Raw genomic sequence first — 17,507 nt, forward strand, 5'->3', positions numbered from 1 at the left:
AACGATTAGTTGTATTTATTATTTTTATTTGATGGAATTTTATTCACAAATTTAAACAAATTGGGAATGGAAATTAAAAATTGAGAGCATAAAAGTAGAGGTGATTTGTGTGCAAATCTAAGTATCAAGTTAGCATTGAAATTTGAATGATTATAATAAAAAAGAACCCTTGATGGGCCCTTTTTCATAGTTGGTAAATATGTTATCAACAATAGATGGCACTTAAGGTAATAATATAGATGTCTTTAAGTTAATTAGCTGAATTTTTTAGGAAGAACTTTTTTCATATCTTAATGCTCGATAAAAATAGGAAATTACATTTATTTGGGTGTTCTAGTGTAATTGAATTTTGCACGATAACAAATTTTGTTTAGGGACAAAATGTTTTTTCTGAATTAACAGAAAAATATATGTGCAAAATTCCTATTGGTTATTTTGATAGGTATCAAATATTTCTTTGGCCTTATTTTCTTGATATTACCGTACGTTTATATGTTTCTAAGGGAAAGAAATACTTTCAGTTGTATTACCATCTATTGTTTGATTAAGATGGTAACATGAAAATGAAACGTTTACAACCAGAAAATAAAGAAAAAATATTAAATTACGACTTTTTTCGACATTTTTTCAGTGTTAATATCTAATATTTTTATAGGAAAAGGTGGAGGGAAACGTACCTTTTCCTATAAAATGTTGTGTTGGAATTAGAATTAATTAAAGTAGTAATAATAGCTTAAAATTAGAATGTAATTCAATGAATTTGAGCCCAAAATCATGGGAACGATTGCTAACGTTATAATTGAATTTTTGAGCAGTAAGAGTTTTAAAAATATGGTCAAACTTTAGTCCACTTTGCGTTCCTTCCTTTTGTAACTAACCTAATCTGGCCAAATAATTGCAAGGAATTTAAAGCCTTACTAATTGTGCTCTCTGCAATGTCTGGATATCTGTTACGAATACTTTCCTTAGTAAAGGGTTGTTTTTGTTTAAGTATAAAATCCTGAATTCTTTCAACTTTAGTATGTTTACATATAGAATCTAGAACGGTGTTATGCAGATCTTTGTAAGCCTCTAATATAATAGTTAAAAACGTTTTCAACCAAAAGCTACTATTATGTTCCTCACAGTACCAATTTACCGAAGATTTATAAATCGAATTGTAATATTCTGATTCATTTTTCTTAATATATTTATCCAAACATACATATTTTACAAATGTATGTCCACTCTTAATTAGCAGCAACTGCATTAACATAAATGCTAGCCTGCCATTACCCTGATTGAAAGGGACTATGCAATAAAAATTTAATATAAAACGAGCTATTAATAAAAGCGAATGTAGCCCCTTACTAGTATTTAATGAGTTGTATTGATCACATAATTGCTCCATAAACTGTGGAATTAGTTCATGTGGAAGAATGCGGTAACTATTCAAGTGCATTCCATGCTCAGGAATACCTGGAATAATAAAGGGTTTTTCACGCCATTTGGCACTGTCAGAGGTAATATAATGTATTAATTGAAAATGTAATTCCTGTATAGTTGCTGGATTAATTGATAAAGTACAGGAGTTTTTATGTACAAAAGAAAGTGTTTGATAATAACAAAAAATAGCATCTTCCGAAATGTTTTGAGGTACTATATCATCTAAAATAAGTTCTTTTAATCTTTTATGAGGAACTTTTATATCCTCATAAAAAGTAGTGAAATTTTTTATGTAATGTAGCGGTATAGTTTTTTCTAAACTATTAAATATGTCAGGGTTTTGTTCCTGATAAGCAGCTAATTTTCCTTTGAACTCGCTAATTTCACTTATTAAATTGATTAACCTCCTTTTTAATTCAATATTTTTATACTTATCATCAAAAAAGTCTCTCATTTTTGTTCCCCCTGTAACCCCTTAACGCGTTGTTGCATACATCTTTCCATTCTAAAGGTATTTCATGACATCATTGTGAAATAACGCCATTTTTTGTTTTGATTTTGATCGTGTTTTAGAACCTATATTTTTATTTGATAATAAAAATATAGGAATTATAAAGAAGAATCGTTAGGATTCAATTTTAATAGGCATAATCCTAACATCAAATGTACAAATGTACAATAAAAAAATAAAAAATATAAAACTATAGAGACTTTTGAAAGATTATTAACTAGTTGTAGCTATAAATGTGTTTTAGTTTAAGAGTAAATATTAAAGCGATAATAAAGTTTTCATGGATGAAAAAATAGATAAGTCATTAATTTATGACAGTTATGTGCCTAATCTATTCATTTGTTATTATAAGAGTTCTAAAATTATACCTAAACGAGCTTAAATTTCTATATTTAGCATAAAGATTAGGGAGATAAGTTGATGAAATGTATCATTAAATATAGAAATATGTAACGTTTCATACTTGTATTGTAAAATATTTTGACATAAGTTAATTTAAATACTAGGTACAGGAACATTTAATAAAAATTCAGTAATGTACCCTTTAAACGTTTCACCCTAAAAACGTTTGTATTTATTTATAAAAAACCTCAAGCATACTGAAGTTTTTCCCTTTGTTTCTGTACCTTATTAGGTAAAAATAATACAATAAATTAGCGTTATTTTATAGGTAAAAAATAGATTTTCAATTCTATTTTTTATCTTACATTATCAACCTCTCGATGATTTGTTTAAAGTAAGGATTAATAGGGGAGGAGATAGCTATTAAAAAGGACTATAAAGTTAAGTTGGACAAACGGTCAGGGAAACGAAAGATTATTTTTGTCGTGGAACTGAGAAGCTTTCACTTTAAGTTTTTCTAAGTGGTGGATAGTTCATTCTTCCTGGTACTTTTAATATATAAGTTTGAACATCCTGAAGCTTATCAAAATATAAATTACATTAGTTATGTGGTTAGAGGGGTATATATCTAAGATTAAAGGATTTGTGTGCATTCACCATGTGAATATAAGTAGATTATTTATTTTGTTTTTTAAGGTTTAGAAAATATGTGTGAATTTAGCTTTAGAAATGACTTATTTGCAAGTTATATAATAGAAATATGAAGTCTGAAAGAAACTGATATTATCAGCTTCTTCCAGACTTTTTTACTTTAAAAGTATATTTTTTCTACATAAGATAAAATGCAATTCTCTCAATGAATATTTGAATTTTTTGTGAAATTAAGTGAGGTTTTTATTCCACTATTAATACATAATGTTACAAAATAAACTTATTATATTTATTTTTATTTTAATATGAGATTAAAAATAATAGTAAATGTACCAATGTATGAGAGATATTAGTATATTTATTAGTAATTTGTTCATTTATCTCTATATTGCTATTATATTAGCGATAACAATAATATATTGGGGGGACAAGAATGAATTTGAAATTAACATCTAAATTTGAAGGATTAAGAAAAAATAAAAAGGTAATTGGTGCTTGTATTTTAGCTGCAGGGGTGACCGCCATTACAATGATTCCTCAAAGTGCCTATGCACATGGATTTGTTGAAAAGCCAAGCAGTCGTGCTGCTTTATGTAGTCAGAATTATGGAGCATTAAATATAAATTGTGGAAATATAATGTACGAACCTCAAAGTTTAGAAGCACCTAAAGGATTTCCAGATGGTGGACCGATTGATGGGAAAATCGCTTCGGCAGGAGGACTGTTTGGAGGAATTCTTGACCAACAAACATCAAATCGCTGGTTCAAGAATACGATTAAGGGTGGAGAAAATACATTTACATGGAAATATACAGCTGCACATCTTACAAGTAAATGGCATTACTACATTACAAAAAAGGGGTGGGATCCTAATAAACCATTAACACGTGCTGAATTAGAACCAATTGGAACTGTGAAACATGACGGTTCGGCCGCATCAAATAATTTAACACATACAATTAATGTACCAACTGATCGCAATGGTTATCATGTTATTTTAGCTGTATGGGACGTAGCAGATACGTCAAATGCGTTTTATAATGTAATTGATGTAAATCTAGTAAATAATGAAACTCCCGATACAGTAGCTCCAAGTCAACCAACTGGTTTAAGTGCGTCTAAAGTTACTGCCAATAGTGTTGCACTAACGTGGAAGGCCTCTACGGATAATATAGGTGTAAAAGAATATCAAGTGTTACGCAATGGAGAAGTAATTGATACGGTACCAGGTACAACATTTATTGATAAAAAACTAAAGGCAAATACGGAATATACCTATACAATAAAGGCATTAGATTCGGCTGGAAACATATCAAAAGAAAGTGAAGAACTAAAGATTAAGACAACAAATGAAACCCCAGATAAAGAAGCTCCGACTCAACCGAAAGGATTACATAGTATGAGTACAACAGTGACAACTGTTGATTTGATGTGGAGTCCGTCTGAAGATAATGTAGGAGTAGACCATTATATTGTATATAGAGAAAGTGCTGGAGTTATGAATAAAATTGGGACAACGGATAATACATCCTTTATGGATAAAGAATTGAAGGCTAATGCATCGTATAAATATGTAGTAACAGCGGTTGATTTAGCTGGAAATGAATCTAGTAGAAGTGATGTATTGAATGTAACAACAAAGGCAGAGGATTCCACATATGAAAAATGGGATGCGAGAAAAGCATATACTAAAGGTGATAGAGTAGTATATGAGGGGAAAGTGTATGAAGCAGTTCAAAATTATCAAGGTAATGGTGACACAAATTGGATTTTTGCCCTATCGCTTTGGAAGCCAGTTTTGAATAAATGATAAGTAGGAAAATATAGTTAACGTTTTTGGGTTTTTCTTTGGAAATAAACGGTCGTTCCAAATATAAATTCTTTAATGATTTAAATGATATAGAAATAAATTCAATCTCCATCTAATGCTTACGAAAGGAAATCAAAAAAGAATCCCATTGGGATTCTTTTTTTCTAATTTGTAATAGCGTATATTTTCACAGTGAATTCCTTAGTGGCACCAATTGGACTTGCGATATAATATTTTGTATTTGTGTAAGCTTCAGTCCTAGATCCCTGTGAAATATTTTTCCAACGAATAGAATCGGTACCTAGGGAAACATCAATCATTACATTGAAAGAGATAGTAGAATGATGATCTATTTCTGAAGGCTCAATAACCCATTTTAATTCTTTGGTACCTGCAGGTAAACTATCAATTTTAAAGTTTTGACTGGATCGATTTTTTTGTCCGGATAAAGGACTAGATTCGGATGAAATTTGCGAAATTAATATCTCTTTTTCATTTGAATGTACACCATTTAATTTAATGATACTATCAATTAAACCTGGCCCAGGAAAATCAGCTGCGATAATACCAGAATGTCTAATTCCACCTTGTTGTAAGAGTTCGGTCCCAAGTGTATTCATCCCACCATAATATACTTGCCCATTTCTATCGCGAGGGAAATCAATCCAAGCATGAGTCGAATTCGTTTGAATCAACTTAGGGTTACTATCAGTATTTCTATTCTCTTTTCCGCTTGCAACAAACCAAGGATATACATTATTTAAAAATGCGGCTGCACCACCCGTACCACTAAAATGATTAAGATATATTTTTCCATTATTATAGTTAGTATTTGCACTTTGTAAATGGTTTTTTATCGCATTCCATTTTTCATATATTTCGTCTGGTCCGCTTCCAATTTCAAATTTATCTTGAATATTCAATCCATCGTAATCAATCCCGTACAATTGAGGGGATGTAAAGTTTTGTAGGATTACAATTTTTCCCCGGATATCTCCTAAAGTAGGGTTGTTTCTGTCTATAGTTGGTACGGAATTAGGATCCCAAAAATATGAAGCATTACCGTTTTTATATTTTAAAAATATCTCCTCAAATGATAGGGATCCACTTTCGGGAGTAGTTTCTTCTTTTAAGCGCATTAAAATTGTTTCTGTCGGATAATCTTTCAAAAATTGGATTGCTTCTTTTAATACATCTTCAAATACTGCTTTTTGATTGACAATACCATGGTACATTGCAAAAGAATCTTTTACACGTTTAACGCGCATATCTACATATCGAATTCCAGAATTTAATTGTTGGGATAGACTCATAGTTTGATTTCTTGTCAAATTTTCATCAAGAAAACTTGCTCCATGTAAAGCCATTGAACCATGAGTGCCTGGAATAGATATTTCACTTAATTTTGTTGAATCTGCTACTCCTGACATCCACGATGGATTTTGATAACCTATATTGGATTCATAAGAATAACCTGGATGACTATCAGCTGAAATTGTAGATGGTGTACTTAAACTTGCTAGTGTAAAACAAGTGAGGATGCTAACTTTAAAGAAATTTTTTATTTTTATTTTGTTCATCTTATCTCTCCTAACCTTTAAACAATAGCTATAATAAGATGGTTTTTTACTATATTTATTGTTTTCTATTCCTAATGTAATGAATTTTTGTAATTGAAAAAGAGGTAGTGAGCTAACTTGAGATAGTATTAGTTTATTGTAATAATTTATATCTAATAGCCAAACGGATTTTTAAAGAATTGAAGCATAGATAGGTAAAAAATAAGCTTTTTGCTGTATTGTATACAAACAAAACAGAAGCCTTAAAAAGACTTCTATTTTGTGACATATTATGAATGATAAGGTGGTTAACAAATTAAGATTATGTGAGTGAGCGGTAAAAATCTATTTATAGCTGTTTCAGGAATTTCTTAAAACAAGTCTATTCAGGAAAAGTGGTCCCTACAATGGTAATAAAAATTAAAAGATTCTACTCATTAAAACTTAGACTAACTACAGTTGCGATAGATTGAGCTGCATGTTCCCAGCTTCCATCTATAACTTTCCCAAGCTGCTGACCAAGTGCATTTAAATCATTTGGATTAACTGGAATTCCATTATACGCAGCAAGAATTGATAAAAGTGGAGCAGCAAATGGTGTCCAACCACCTCTATCAATATTAAATACAGGCTTATCTACTACTTTTCCATCTTGCACAGTAAACTCATAATAAAATTGATCATCTGGACGGAAACTTAAATGATGAGAAATTTGTCCTTTAACATATTTTTTTCCTCCACCTAGATTTACTACTTCTATTTCTTTTACATTAAATTCATGCTCAAATACTTTTATTTTTTTGACTTCTGGACCATTTAAGGCAGCATTAACAGCTGTTTCTAAATTATTTTGTGCTAATGGTTGAATACTCATTTGTGCCTCTTTTTGTTGGATAGGAGCCTCTTTTTCTGCAGCAAACACTGATGTAGAAGGTAGTGCACCTGTAGCTAACGTAGCTGCAAGTGCTGTTGTCATCATGATTTTTCTTTTCATCTTCATAGTTTATCTTCCTCTCTTAAAGTTTTGATATATAATCTTTTAAAGACTGACATTGTGTAATATTCTATTTAATAATGCACAAAAAGCTGGTTTAAGAATTATGTGGAGTTATGTCAGAGAATTAAAATTAATTATATATGTATTTAAGATGATATCTATCTACACATATTTTTTCAATTTTTCGACAAATATAATGGTAATGACTTCTTAAGAGTCAATTTAGTACCTTGTTTATCTATAGAAATCCTATAAATAAACTAATTTCATAGTGGATGTAGTATATTTGATATCAAATGTCTTACATAATGCTATAAAATTTCACAATTTTTTATTTTAAAGAATGAAGCGATAAGGCTTCAAACCGCAAGGGATGCGGGGATAGTCAAATAAATTAGAGTTTGAAAGAATCTTTACTTAGGAATGCCTCATTTTTAAATAAAGTGAAAGTGGGGGAATTCAGGGGGAGTACGCTTTTGAACGATTTTTCACCTGTAATAATTGCTCCATTAACTAGTTCTATTCTTGCTAGAATGGTAGCTTTTATAATAATGAGAAAGAATCAAAGTTAAGATGTATTGAAAGAAAAGAGCGTAATAATTTTACGTACCTTGGTTAATTGTCAAAAGTTCGGAACAATCTTCCGTCCCTTGAAATAACAAGTAAAAATAATAAGCACTCCCGTGAGTGCTTATTCAAATTCGATTTCTGTTTTACCATCTGATGTGAAGTATCTTATGGTTGTTTTGTCGTATTCTTGCAAGCCACTCTGCGCAACGGCGTCTTTTAACTTTGTTCTTGTTCTATAGCCAAAATTTTTCCGTAGGCCTTCGTCAGCATTTGACAATGCTGTTTTATCAACGAAAACATATAAGACATACAAGTTATTTTCTTTATTTAATTCAACCGCTGTTACAATACCACCGAAATATTCTATAATCTCCTTGGTTCTACGTTCAACACTTTTCACCATTCGTGTCTGTTCATCTTTTAGTTGTTCTGTTTTCGCCGTTGTTAATTGTGTTTTTGGTTGCTCCTTTTGAACTATTTCTTTTTCGCCGCACGCTGCTAACATTACAACAGATAAACCAACTGCTAATACTGATTTCTTCATCATCTAAATCCTCCTAATATCAATATCTAAATATTAGCATACTATAAGATTTCTTGCTGGATATGGAGTGAAGATGCCAATTAGGGCATCTTCACTCCATATCCGTAATCTTTTCCAGTAAATAATGCAGTAGGTCTACCTTTTAATTCTATCTAACTTCTCAAAAAAATTAGATCGATCATTAATAGTACTCGCATCACAAAATAGCCAATTTTTATTGATTATAAACGATGGGTGTTTTCTTTAAGTAGGATGTTATGAAAAAACTGCTGGAAAGTCCTATATTAAAGACTGTCTAGCATTTTCTATAACTAAGACCTAATAATATATAGACTACTTCTAAAAGAGAAAAGTTAATAAATAACAGAATTGAAATAAAATTAGAAAAAATACCGATGGAATGGTAGAATGTGGTTGGTTAAACTATAGATGTATAATCAATAATCTAGTATTAAAGGGGGAGTTAATTTGGGTAATAGGAATAGAGGAATGAAAATTTATTTTCAAAGGTTAGTAGCTGTAAGTGTATGTTTTTTGTTATTTTTTCTGGGGAGCAATTATTCAAAAGCCGAAACTGTTGAACCTATAACTTTAAATCCTAAAGATGTAGAAGCATTTACCAATAAAGTAATTCCAGAGAAAATGAAAAAAGAAAACGCAGCTGGTGTAGCTCTTGTCGTTGTAAAGGATAATCAAATTTTATTTCAAAAGGGATTCGGATTTTCCGATAAAGAAAAGAATACTCCCATCGATCCTAAAAAAACAGTTTTTCGATTAGCGTCAATATCAAAAGTTTTTACTGCTAGTGCTGTCATGCAGTTAGTTGAACAAGGTAAAATTGATATAAATAAAGATATAGTAAATTATATGGGGGGATTAAAGTATCAAAATAAAATGGGTGAACCAGTTACAATGCAACATTTACTTACCCATACAACAGGTTTTGATTACGTAGATCCTAGACCAGAGGATATCCATTATCAAGAGAATGATTATACTATGCTTAAAGATTATGTAGAAGATAATATGCCCACAGTAGTGAGAAAGCCAGGAGATACATATACATATGATAATTTTGCTTCTATGCTTCAAGGGTATATTGTTCAAAGTCTGACAAACACACCTTTTTACAAATATATGGCCAAGAATATTTTTTACCCTTTAGAAATGCATAATAGCAGTTTTGTTATGACTAATTTTATTAAAGAAAAGCTTGCAACAGGATATGACGCTAAAGGTAATGCCATTCCATTTTATCAAACAAGACCAACAGATATGCCACAAGGGAGTATGTTTTCTACAGGAAGTGATGTAGGCAATTTTATGATCGCTCAATTGAATGATGGTAAATTTAAAAATAACCAAATACTACAAAAAGAAACCGTAGAAGATATGCAAAAAACAAAATTTGCTTTACATCCCAAATACCCTAATATGACATATGGGTTTGAGTTCTTTTCACCGCAAAGCCATAATGGGCAATATGTGTTCGGTAAAGGGGGAAATATACCAGGTTTTTCATCTTTAATGTGGTTAATTCCAGAGCATAAAATTGGAGTTTTTGTAGTTACAAATAAAGATAGTTCGGCACTTCCTGTTGAAGTATTTGATGATTTTATGAATCACTATTTCCCAGATAAAACAAAGCCTGAATATTTAACCCCTAATGAAGAAGAATTAAAGAAATTTGAAGGTGTTTACCGTGATTTGAGATTAAAAAACCTAATGTCACATGTAAACATAAGTGAAGGAAAGTTATATGTAAGTGATAAAGTATATGGTAAACAGGAGCTAAAACAAATAGACCCTTTACTATTTGAGGATGAAAAAGGGAATTATATGGCATTTAAACTTCACAAAGATGGTACTGTGAAAGAAATGATACATTGGAACTCTGGCAGCTCAGCGGTGAAGTTAAGTGAGCCCGAGAGATTTAAAGACGTAGATGAAAATCATCCGTATGCTAAGTTTATAAATCCTTTACATCAATACGAGGTATTACAAGCAAATAAGGAGGGGAATTTCAATCCAGAATCTTCTCTTACACGGGCAGAATTTGCATATTGGTTATCTCAAATTGCTTACTTTACGCCACCTTCAAAAAAAGAACCAGTATTTTCGGATGTAAAAAATCATCCGTATGCACCTCATATTCAAAAGTTATATGAGATTGGTATTTTATATGAAAAAGAAGGGGAACAATTTCATCCAAACCGTGCAATTACTAGACAAGAAGCAGCATGGATTACCTGGCAGTATTTAAAAATGTTAGGAGCGCCATCTGCAGATGCAACATTAAAGGGAGACACTGATGAATGGGCAATAGAATCCGTGAAAAACATTGTAGGTCATCGTTTAGTAGGGCCTGAGGTTATATATAATGAAGATGGATCAGCAGATTATCTATCAAAACAAAGTATGAAACGACAAGAAGCAGCTGCATTGTTACTTTATGTTTTGTTATCTAGTTAATTTGTTTTGAGGTAAATTTCACAAAAAGAAAACATCTAAAGAGCTTGAAATAATACACAGAAAAAGAATAGTCATAGACCAATGATTTATCGTAACAAACAGGGGTGAATGAGTTATAACCATGCTCCAAATCTTAAGTAGAGCTGGTAATAGAATGATTTCTTAAACGTTTTGTAAGGTAAGGAGCTCCTTTCAGGGGAGCTTTTTTTATTTTATTAGTAATAATTTCATATACCGTAATTATTACTAATAAAATAAAAATCTACAACAAGGGGATTCAGTCCAAGCTAGGTCACAGTAATACACTAGATACCAACAAATATGATGTATAAAGAATTGTGTTCATCTTTTTTAGTGAAGGAAAATAATTTTAATCAATTTGATTGTTTATACAACAGTTCAATTATTAAAATTACCGACTGCTCACATTATGAAGAGACTGGAAAACAACAAAGGCGTTCTTGAATGTATATATAAACTTTAATAACAAAGATAAAAAAAGAATAGGTAATCAGAAATGTCGAAAGGTTTAAATTGATATTAAAAATTGAAGGTGATACTATAAATTTAAACAACGTTTAAAACATTGTTTAATTGATAAATTTTAGAGGAGGAGATAAGTTGAGTGGAAATGAAAACATATCTACGAAAGAAAAGATTTTAAATACAACATTAGAGTTAATTAAAGACAAAGGCTTTGAAAGTGTAACAATAAGAAAAATTGCGGCATTGTCAGATACTAATATTGCGCTTATAAATTATCATTTTGGCTCAAAAGAAAAATTGATTAGTGAAACAATTAAAATCTTATTAATTAGCTTTCAAGACACTTTTTCTATTTTAGATGATATTAAAGTGCCAGCAAAAGAAAGATTAAAAATATTTTTACTTGATTATGTAATAGTAATTCGGCAATACCCCGAGTTAGTTAGGAAAATTATTGCAATGGGAACTACGGTATTTACATCTCAATACGAATATGGAGATTTTTTGAAGAGGCTCGGTTTTGGTAAAGTGAAGAATATTTTGAGTGAAATAACAAATGAAAGGGATCAGGAAATTTTAATGATGATGACGGTGCAAATATTCGGATCCATTTTTCTTCCAGCATTAATGATGCCAATTCTTGAATCAGGGGCAGATATAAGAATACAGCCTGTAGAAAAGCAAATTGATTTCCTATTTGAACGCTATTTTTATAAAAATTGAGATAGTGGGTGATAGTGATGATTAGTTTCTTTAGAAAGCACTGGTGTGATGTAGGGTTAGTTATGGCTATTGTTGCCTTAGGTTATTTAGTCGCGAATTTTGGAAAAATGAGTGAAATAAAGGTACTGTTAGCGTTAAGCTTTGTAGCCATTTTAGTGCATCAATTTGAAGAGTATCGTTGGCCAGGTTATTTCGCTGGTCTGTTTAATGTAGTTATATTTAAAAGTGATATACCAGATCGCTACCCATTAAATACGCAATCTGCTATGGTAATAAATATTTTGATTGCGTATGTTTTTTATTTACTTCCGTTTTTCTTTCCAAATATCATATGGCTTGGGTTGGCACCTATTTTAATGGGATTTTTTCAATTCATATGGCATGGTATTTTTGCGAATATAAAAGCTAAAACAATATATAACCCAGGATTAGGTGCGGTTGTATTGCTACATGTTCCGATTGGTTATGCATATATGAGATATGTTCTTTTACACAATTTAGCAACAAATTTGGATTGGATATTAGGGACAATATATTTTCTAGTAGCTACCTATTTTTTAATTATAAAAGGAAATATGTTACTGAAAAGTAAGGAGACAATTCATTACTTTTCTAAAAAGCAATTAGGTCCGTACAATGATTCATTAAAGTGATTCAGAAGGAATTTTGGATGCTGAAGAGAGTACAAGTGAATTAAAAAAGAAAGGTGCATTGGCACCTTTCTTTTTTGAAGGCTATTTTTGTATTTCAGGGTATCACTACATCACCATCAAGTTAAGAAATTCATTGTTACTCGAAACGAGAAAATGACCTGAATTCGCATAAATAATGGTAGTAGTTATATGGTTTTTTTTTGCGACACCTCAAAGTGTTAGCTTAATAAGAATAATCCTTAGCCTCCTTTAGATAAAAAAGGGGCTTTTTTACATATGAAATCACATGGGTCTTTAAAGATAGCTTTGAGCGTAGAGAGAAACTGTAGTAAAGGCTAGTATTGAAAAATATAAAATACGGAAGTAGCGTAGAGGATTTATGCATAAAGTAATATTGATGGTGAAATTAACAAAATTTTCATTTGAGTCAGATAAAAACATGGTGTTTTTAACTTATAATAATGTTACTACAATGGAATTACGGCAACAAATTAGTTATTTAAAAAATCAATTTTAGATAGGAAGAGGATAATGAAGACCAGAGATAGTTATAAAATTATTGTAATTGGTGCTGGGACTGCAGGAATATCTTCTACTGCACATTTGTTACGAAATGTACCCCTATTGAAAGAAAGTATAGCAATTATTGATCCATCAAAAAAACATTATTTCCAACCACTATGGAGTTTAGTGGGGGGAGGAATTGTTTCAAAGGAAAGTACGATGCGTGATCAAAAATTGCTTATTCCAAAAGGGGCAACGTGGATCCCTAAAAGTGTTGTTAAGTTGTTTCCAGATGAAAATAAGCTACTTTTAGATGATGGACTGCTGCTTAAGTATGAAATTCTTATTGTAGCAGCCGGTATACAAATAAATTGGGACGGCATTAAAGGCTTGAAGGAGTCTATTGGGACTAATGGGGTTTGTAGCAATTACTCTTATAAATATGTTGATTCTACTTGGAGGGAAATTGAAAAATTTAAAGGAGGAAATGCGGTTTTTACCCACCCAAATACTCCTATTAAATGCGGCGGTGCTCCACAAAAGATTATGTATTTAGCAGAAGAGTATTTTTCTAATAGCGGTGTAAGAAACAAAAGTGAAGTAATGTTTTATACTGCGAACACTAACATATTTCAGGTTCCACGTTATGCTAATACATTAGAACAAGTACTAGAAAGAAAGCAAATAATAACAAATTATAATAAAAACTTAGTAGAAATTATCGCTGAGAAGAAAGAGGCAATTTTTGAAGATACGCAAACACTGAAAAGAGAAACAGTACCGTATAGTATGATCCATGTTGTTCCACCTATGGGGCCACCTAATTTTCTTAAAGAGAGCGAGATAAGTGATCATCAGGGTTGGGTAGATATAAGCCCTTATACTTTGCAGCATGTACAGTATAAGAATATTTTCGGACTTGGAGATTGTACCAATTTACCCACTTCTAAAACTGGAGCGGCAATTCGAAAACAAATACCGGTCTTAAAACAAAATGTTATGGACGTGCTTAACGGAAGAGACTTGCATGCTAAATATGATGGATATACATCCTGTCCAATTGTTACAGGTTATAAAAGTCTTATACTTGCTGAATTTAACTATGAACATGAGCCTCAAGAAACGTTTCCGTTTAATCAAGCGAAAGAACGGTATAGTATGTTTTTACTTAAAAGATATATGTTGCCCTATATGTATTGGAACTTCATGTTGAAAGGGATCCTATAAGAGAAGAGAGAAAGTGGCTAAAAAAATTGAAAAGTAATTTGAAATAACTATTTGGAGGGAATAGCTATGCTTTTAAAATATTTTTATGATGAAAAATTAGCACATGCTTCTTATTTAGTTGGTTGTCAGAAGGAAGGCGTAGCAATTGTAATTGATCCAGGTCGCTATATAGAACAATATATCGAATTTGCTAAGAAAGAGGGGATGGATGTAATTGCTGCGGCTGAAACTCATATTCATGCAGATTTTCTTTCTGGATCTAGAGAACTCTCTAATCTTTATCATGCAAAGTTATATGTATCTGATGAAGGAGATTGTGATTGGAAATATCAATATCTTAACGAAGGTCGATACAAATTGGTTAGAGAGGGAACAGAGTTTAAAATAGGTCATATAAAATTTAATGTAATTCACACTCCAGGGCATACGCCTGAAAGTATTTCTTTTTTAGTAACTGATACAAGTCAAAATAATTATACGAATGATAAGCCGATGGGAATATTCACAGGCGATTTTATATTTGTAGGAGATATAGGAAGACCGGATTTATTAGAAACTGCTGTAGGTATGAAAGATACTGCAAAAATAGGAGCGAAACAATTATTTGATTCTATACAAAAAATAAAAATACTTCCTGATTATTTGCAAATATGGCCATCACATGGTGCAGGAAGCGCATGTGGAAAAGCATTAGGAGCAATTCCAACTTCTACCTTAGGTTATGAAAAGATGTTTAATTGGGCATTTCAGTGTAATGAAGAAGGTGATTTTGTATCGACTTTATTGACTGGACAGCCAGAGCCTCCAAAGTATTTTTCATTAATGAAGAATTTAAATAAGTATGGTCCTCCAATTCGAAAGAAGAGGGAAGTTTTTGCTATTAAAACAGTAGAAGAACTTCAAGAAGTTATGAGGAGCGTTCAGCAAATAGTTGATATAAGGGATGTAGAGAGTTTTGCTTCTGGTCACATTGAGAAATCAATTAACATACCTTATAACAATTCTTTTACAACTTGGTGTGGATGGTTACTAGATTATAAAACAGAAACTTTAATCATACTAGATGAGGAAAAGGTTAGAGTGGAGGAGGTTATTAGAGACTTTGAATCTATTGGACTAGATAATATTATTGCTTTTACACCTTTAAAGGTAATACAAAGACTTGATAGATTAGAAAGTTACAAAGAAGACACATCGATTGAATTATATCCGCATATAAAAGGTGGAAGTGTTAAGGTAATCGACGTGCGTAGTAAAAAAGAGTGGGAGGAAGGACATCTTCATGATGCAATAAATATTCCTTTAGGAAATCTATTTAATCAGCTAGATTGTATACCAATAGATTGCCCAATCGCTTTACAATGTCGAACCGGATTACGTTCCGCTATAGCAGCTAGTATTTTACAAAAAGCTGATATAAAAGAAGTAATTAATTTAAAGGGAGGATTTCTTGCATGGAAAAAAGAGGGGCTCCCTTATAAAGCATGCAATCTCAATATGTAGAAAAATATTATTACGAAATTAGTAAAGAAGGTCGCCATTCACGGTGACCTTCTTTACTATGTGTTATACCCGAATAATTTTAAATCTTCACCTGAGTCTGAAATTATCTTTTCGAACTGCAATCCTACTTTTTCTAAAAGCTTTCCTGAATTGATGTTATCAATAGTAGTAATTGCTACAATTCGTTTCATACCTAGGTTCTGTACACCGTAGTCTATTACAGCAGAAGCGGATTCAAAGCCATACCCCTTTGAACGAAATCTCTCTAAAAAGGCAAAGCCGATATCAACATCTTCTAATGAATCTCTTTTAATAAGACCGCACATACCAAGTGGAGTGAGATCTTCTTTTCGCTCTACTAAATAAAGACCAAAGCCCATTTTATTATACATATCAACTGGTCCGTTTAAGATGTATTTTTTTGCATCGTCTAAGTTTTTAATCCTTTTATCACCAATAAACTGGATCCATGCAGGATCGTTTACTAATTCTAGAATAAATGGAGCGTCTTTTATATCGAACCAGCGAAGAATGAGTCGTTCAGTTTCAAGAACTATCAATCCATTGCACCACCTTTAATAGTTATAACAATTAGTATGGGTTGCGAAATACAAAAGTGCAACATATTTTAATTATGCTTTACTTGTTCACATAAAGTTCGTTTGTTTTGTATAAAGGGATATTTTATAATTAGGGTTGATTGTAAAGAGTGAGATACTTATACAATGACTCCTAGGTAACTAGGAGTTTTTACTATATAACTATCATTATTACTAAATATGACACACTACACATTCTACTCAAGGAGGTACATAATGAAAAAATTATATAATGCATCGTTTACGTATTTGATTATCGGCTTATTATCAGGGATTTTCGCTAGGGAGTATGGAAAGTATAAGGGGATTGTAGGATCTACTTTGTTAAATCTTTTGCATACACATACACTTGTACTCGGCTTTTTCTTCTTTTTAATTGCTTTAGGATTAGCAAAAGTATTCGCATTTCATGAAGCGAAAAGTTTTAATAAGTGGTTTGTTTTACATAATATTGCATTGACTTTAATGTTAGGTTCGCTAGCGGCGAGAGGGCTTCTTCAGCTAAATGGAGCGGACTTTAAAGGGTTAACTTATATAGTAGGGTTTTCCCATTCGTTAATGGCAGTTACTTTAGTTTGGTTTATGTTGTTAATAAAGAAGTCATTTAAAATGTAGTTTTATCCCGCATTAACGGGCAGTAAGACCCTCACCTCAAAATTGAACGAAAGCAAAGAAGTTAGGTAGAGGATCAACTGCCCGTAAAAGCCCGATTGGTTCAACTAATAATCAGTGGGGGATGAATCCCCCCACTGATTAAAGTTTCACTTTATAGAAAAGAACTTGCAGCAATTGTTGCAAGTTCTTTTTGTTTATTCGACAGTAGGAATCGAATTTTATATGTATAAAACTTGAATTATTTAATTTTTCGGATTATTATGTATAAAATAAGTTAACATATTTTGTAATTCAAATTTATAGGAAGTAGGCGAGT

At 31.5% G+C, this 17,507-nt stretch carries 12 protein-coding genes; 7 read left to right on the top strand and 5 right to left on the bottom strand.

Annotated elements, in window-relative coordinates:
- Nucleotides 1-835: 835 nt before the first annotated feature.
- On the bottom strand, nucleotides 836-1,879 hold the full coding sequence (locus MR115_RS15570) for a Fic family protein (RefSeq protein ID WP_242241884.1): 1,044 nt from the start codon (nucleotides 1,877-1,879) through the stop codon (nucleotides 836-838).
- A gap of 1,483 nt (nucleotides 1,880-3,362) precedes the next feature.
- Between MR115_RS15570 and MR115_RS15575 the strand changes: the two genes are divergently transcribed.
- On the top strand, nucleotides 3,363-4,739 hold the full coding sequence (locus MR115_RS15575) for a lytic polysaccharide monooxygenase (protein WP_242241885.1): 1,377 nt from the start codon (nucleotides 3,363-3,365) through the stop codon (nucleotides 4,737-4,739).
- 164 nt (nucleotides 4,740-4,903) lie between these two features.
- Here the strand turns inward: MR115_RS15575 and MR115_RS15580 are convergent, their stop codons facing one another.
- The 3 genes from MR115_RS15580 to MR115_RS15590 all read right to left on the bottom strand — a co-directional run bounded on the left by MR115_RS15580 (nucleotide 4,904) and on the right by MR115_RS15590 (nucleotide 8,412).
- Nucleotides 4,904-6,319 carry a phosphatidylinositol-specific phospholipase C gene (locus MR115_RS15580; protein ID WP_242241886.1) on the bottom strand — a complete coding sequence of 472 codons (1,416 nt, stop codon included), beginning with the start codon at nucleotides 6,317-6,319 and terminating at the stop codon, nucleotides 4,904-4,906.
- Between the two features lie 409 nt (nucleotides 6,320-6,728).
- Nucleotides 6,729-7,298: a methyltransferase gene (locus tag MR115_RS15585; RefSeq protein ID WP_073515827.1), complete on the bottom strand. Its 570-nt coding sequence runs from the start codon at nucleotides 7,296-7,298 to the stop codon at nucleotides 6,729-6,731.
- A gap of 688 nt (nucleotides 7,299-7,986) precedes the next feature.
- A complete protein-coding gene (locus MR115_RS15590) occupies nucleotides 7,987-8,412 on the bottom strand; it encodes a hypothetical protein (RefSeq protein ID WP_097817242.1) in 426 nt (141 codons plus the stop codon).
- Between the two features lie 486 nt (nucleotides 8,413-8,898).
- Between MR115_RS15590 and MR115_RS15595 the strand changes: the two genes are divergently transcribed.
- The 5 genes from MR115_RS15595 (at nucleotide 8,899) to MR115_RS15615 (ending at nucleotide 15,977) form a co-directional block, all read left to right on the top strand.
- The gene (locus tag MR115_RS15595; protein WP_309243103.1) at nucleotides 8,899-10,881 is read left to right on the top strand and encodes a serine hydrolase domain-containing protein; all 1,983 of its coding nucleotides are present in this window, start codon (nucleotides 8,899-8,901) and stop codon (nucleotides 10,879-10,881) included.
- 621 nt (nucleotides 10,882-11,502) lie between these two features.
- A complete protein-coding gene (locus MR115_RS15600) occupies nucleotides 11,503-12,090 on the top strand; it encodes a TetR/AcrR family transcriptional regulator (RefSeq protein ID WP_242241888.1) in 588 nt (195 codons plus the stop codon).
- A gap of 17 nt (nucleotides 12,091-12,107) precedes the next feature.
- Complete coding sequence (locus MR115_RS15605) at nucleotides 12,108-12,743, top strand: HXXEE domain-containing protein (RefSeq protein ID WP_242241889.1); 636 nt, start codon at nucleotides 12,108-12,110, stop codon at nucleotides 12,741-12,743.
- Nucleotides 12,744-13,274: 531 nt separating this feature from the next.
- A complete protein-coding gene (locus MR115_RS15610) occupies nucleotides 13,275-14,474 on the top strand; it encodes an FAD/NAD(P)-binding oxidoreductase (RefSeq protein ID WP_242241890.1) in 1,200 nt (399 codons plus the stop codon).
- Nucleotides 14,475-14,540: 66 nt separating this feature from the next.
- Complete coding sequence (locus MR115_RS15615; protein WP_242241891.1) at nucleotides 14,541-15,977, top strand: MBL fold metallo-hydrolase; 1,437 nt, start codon at nucleotides 14,541-14,543, stop codon at nucleotides 15,975-15,977.
- A 56-nt stretch (nucleotides 15,978-16,033) separates the two neighbouring features.
- Here MR115_RS15615 and MR115_RS15620 read toward each other — a convergent pair whose 3' ends face one another.
- The gene (locus MR115_RS15620) at nucleotides 16,034-16,537 is read right to left on the bottom strand and encodes a GNAT family N-acetyltransferase (protein WP_242241892.1); all 504 of its coding nucleotides are present in this window, start codon (nucleotides 16,535-16,537) and stop codon (nucleotides 16,034-16,036) included.
- Between the two features lie 255 nt (nucleotides 16,538-16,792).
- Here MR115_RS15620 and MR115_RS15625 point away from each other — a divergent pair, with 255 nt between their 5' ends.
- Complete coding sequence (locus MR115_RS15625) at nucleotides 16,793-17,191, top strand: DUF2871 family protein (protein WP_061677712.1); 399 nt, start codon at nucleotides 16,793-16,795, stop codon at nucleotides 17,189-17,191.
- Nucleotides 17,192-17,507: the final 316 nt, after the last annotated feature.

Source organism: Bacillus cereus group sp. BfR-BA-01309 (assembly GCF_022664315.1).
In the GTDB taxonomy this organism is placed as follows: Bacteria; Bacillota; Bacilli; order Bacillales; family Bacillaceae_G; genus Bacillus_A; species Bacillus_A mobilis.

Excerpts from the sequence above, each read along its gene's own strand:
- MR115_RS15570 (WP_242241884.1), bottom strand. The coding sequence starts at position 1,879 with ATGAGAGACTTTTTTGATGATAAGTATAAAAATATTGAATTAAAAAGG.
- MR115_RS15575 (WP_242241885.1), top strand. The coding sequence starts at position 3,363 with ATGAATTTGAAATTAACATCTAAATTTGAAGGATTAAGAAAAAATAAA.
- MR115_RS15580 (WP_242241886.1), bottom strand. The coding sequence starts at position 6,319 with ATGAACAAAATAAAAATAAAAAATTTCTTTAAAGTTAGCATCCTCACT.
- MR115_RS15585 (WP_073515827.1), bottom strand. The coding sequence starts at position 7,298 with ATGAAGATGAAAAGAAAAATCATGATGACAACAGCACTTGCAGCTACG.
- MR115_RS15590 (WP_097817242.1), bottom strand. The coding sequence starts at position 8,412 with ATGATGAAGAAATCAGTATTAGCAGTTGGTTTATCTGTTGTAATGTTA.
- MR115_RS15595 (WP_309243103.1), top strand. The coding sequence starts at position 8,899 with ATGAAAATTTATTTTCAAAGGTTAGTAGCTGTAAGTGTATGTTTTTTG.
- MR115_RS15605 (WP_242241889.1), top strand. The coding sequence starts at position 12,108 with ATGATTAGTTTCTTTAGAAAGCACTGGTGTGATGTAGGGTTAGTTATG.
- MR115_RS15610 (WP_242241890.1), top strand. The coding sequence starts at position 13,275 with ATGAAGACCAGAGATAGTTATAAAATTATTGTAATTGGTGCTGGGACT.
- MR115_RS15615 (WP_242241891.1), top strand. The coding sequence starts at position 14,541 with ATGCTTTTAAAATATTTTTATGATGAAAAATTAGCACATGCTTCTTAT.
- MR115_RS15625 (WP_061677712.1), top strand. The coding sequence starts at position 16,793 with ATGAAAAAATTATATAATGCATCGTTTACGTATTTGATTATCGGCTTA.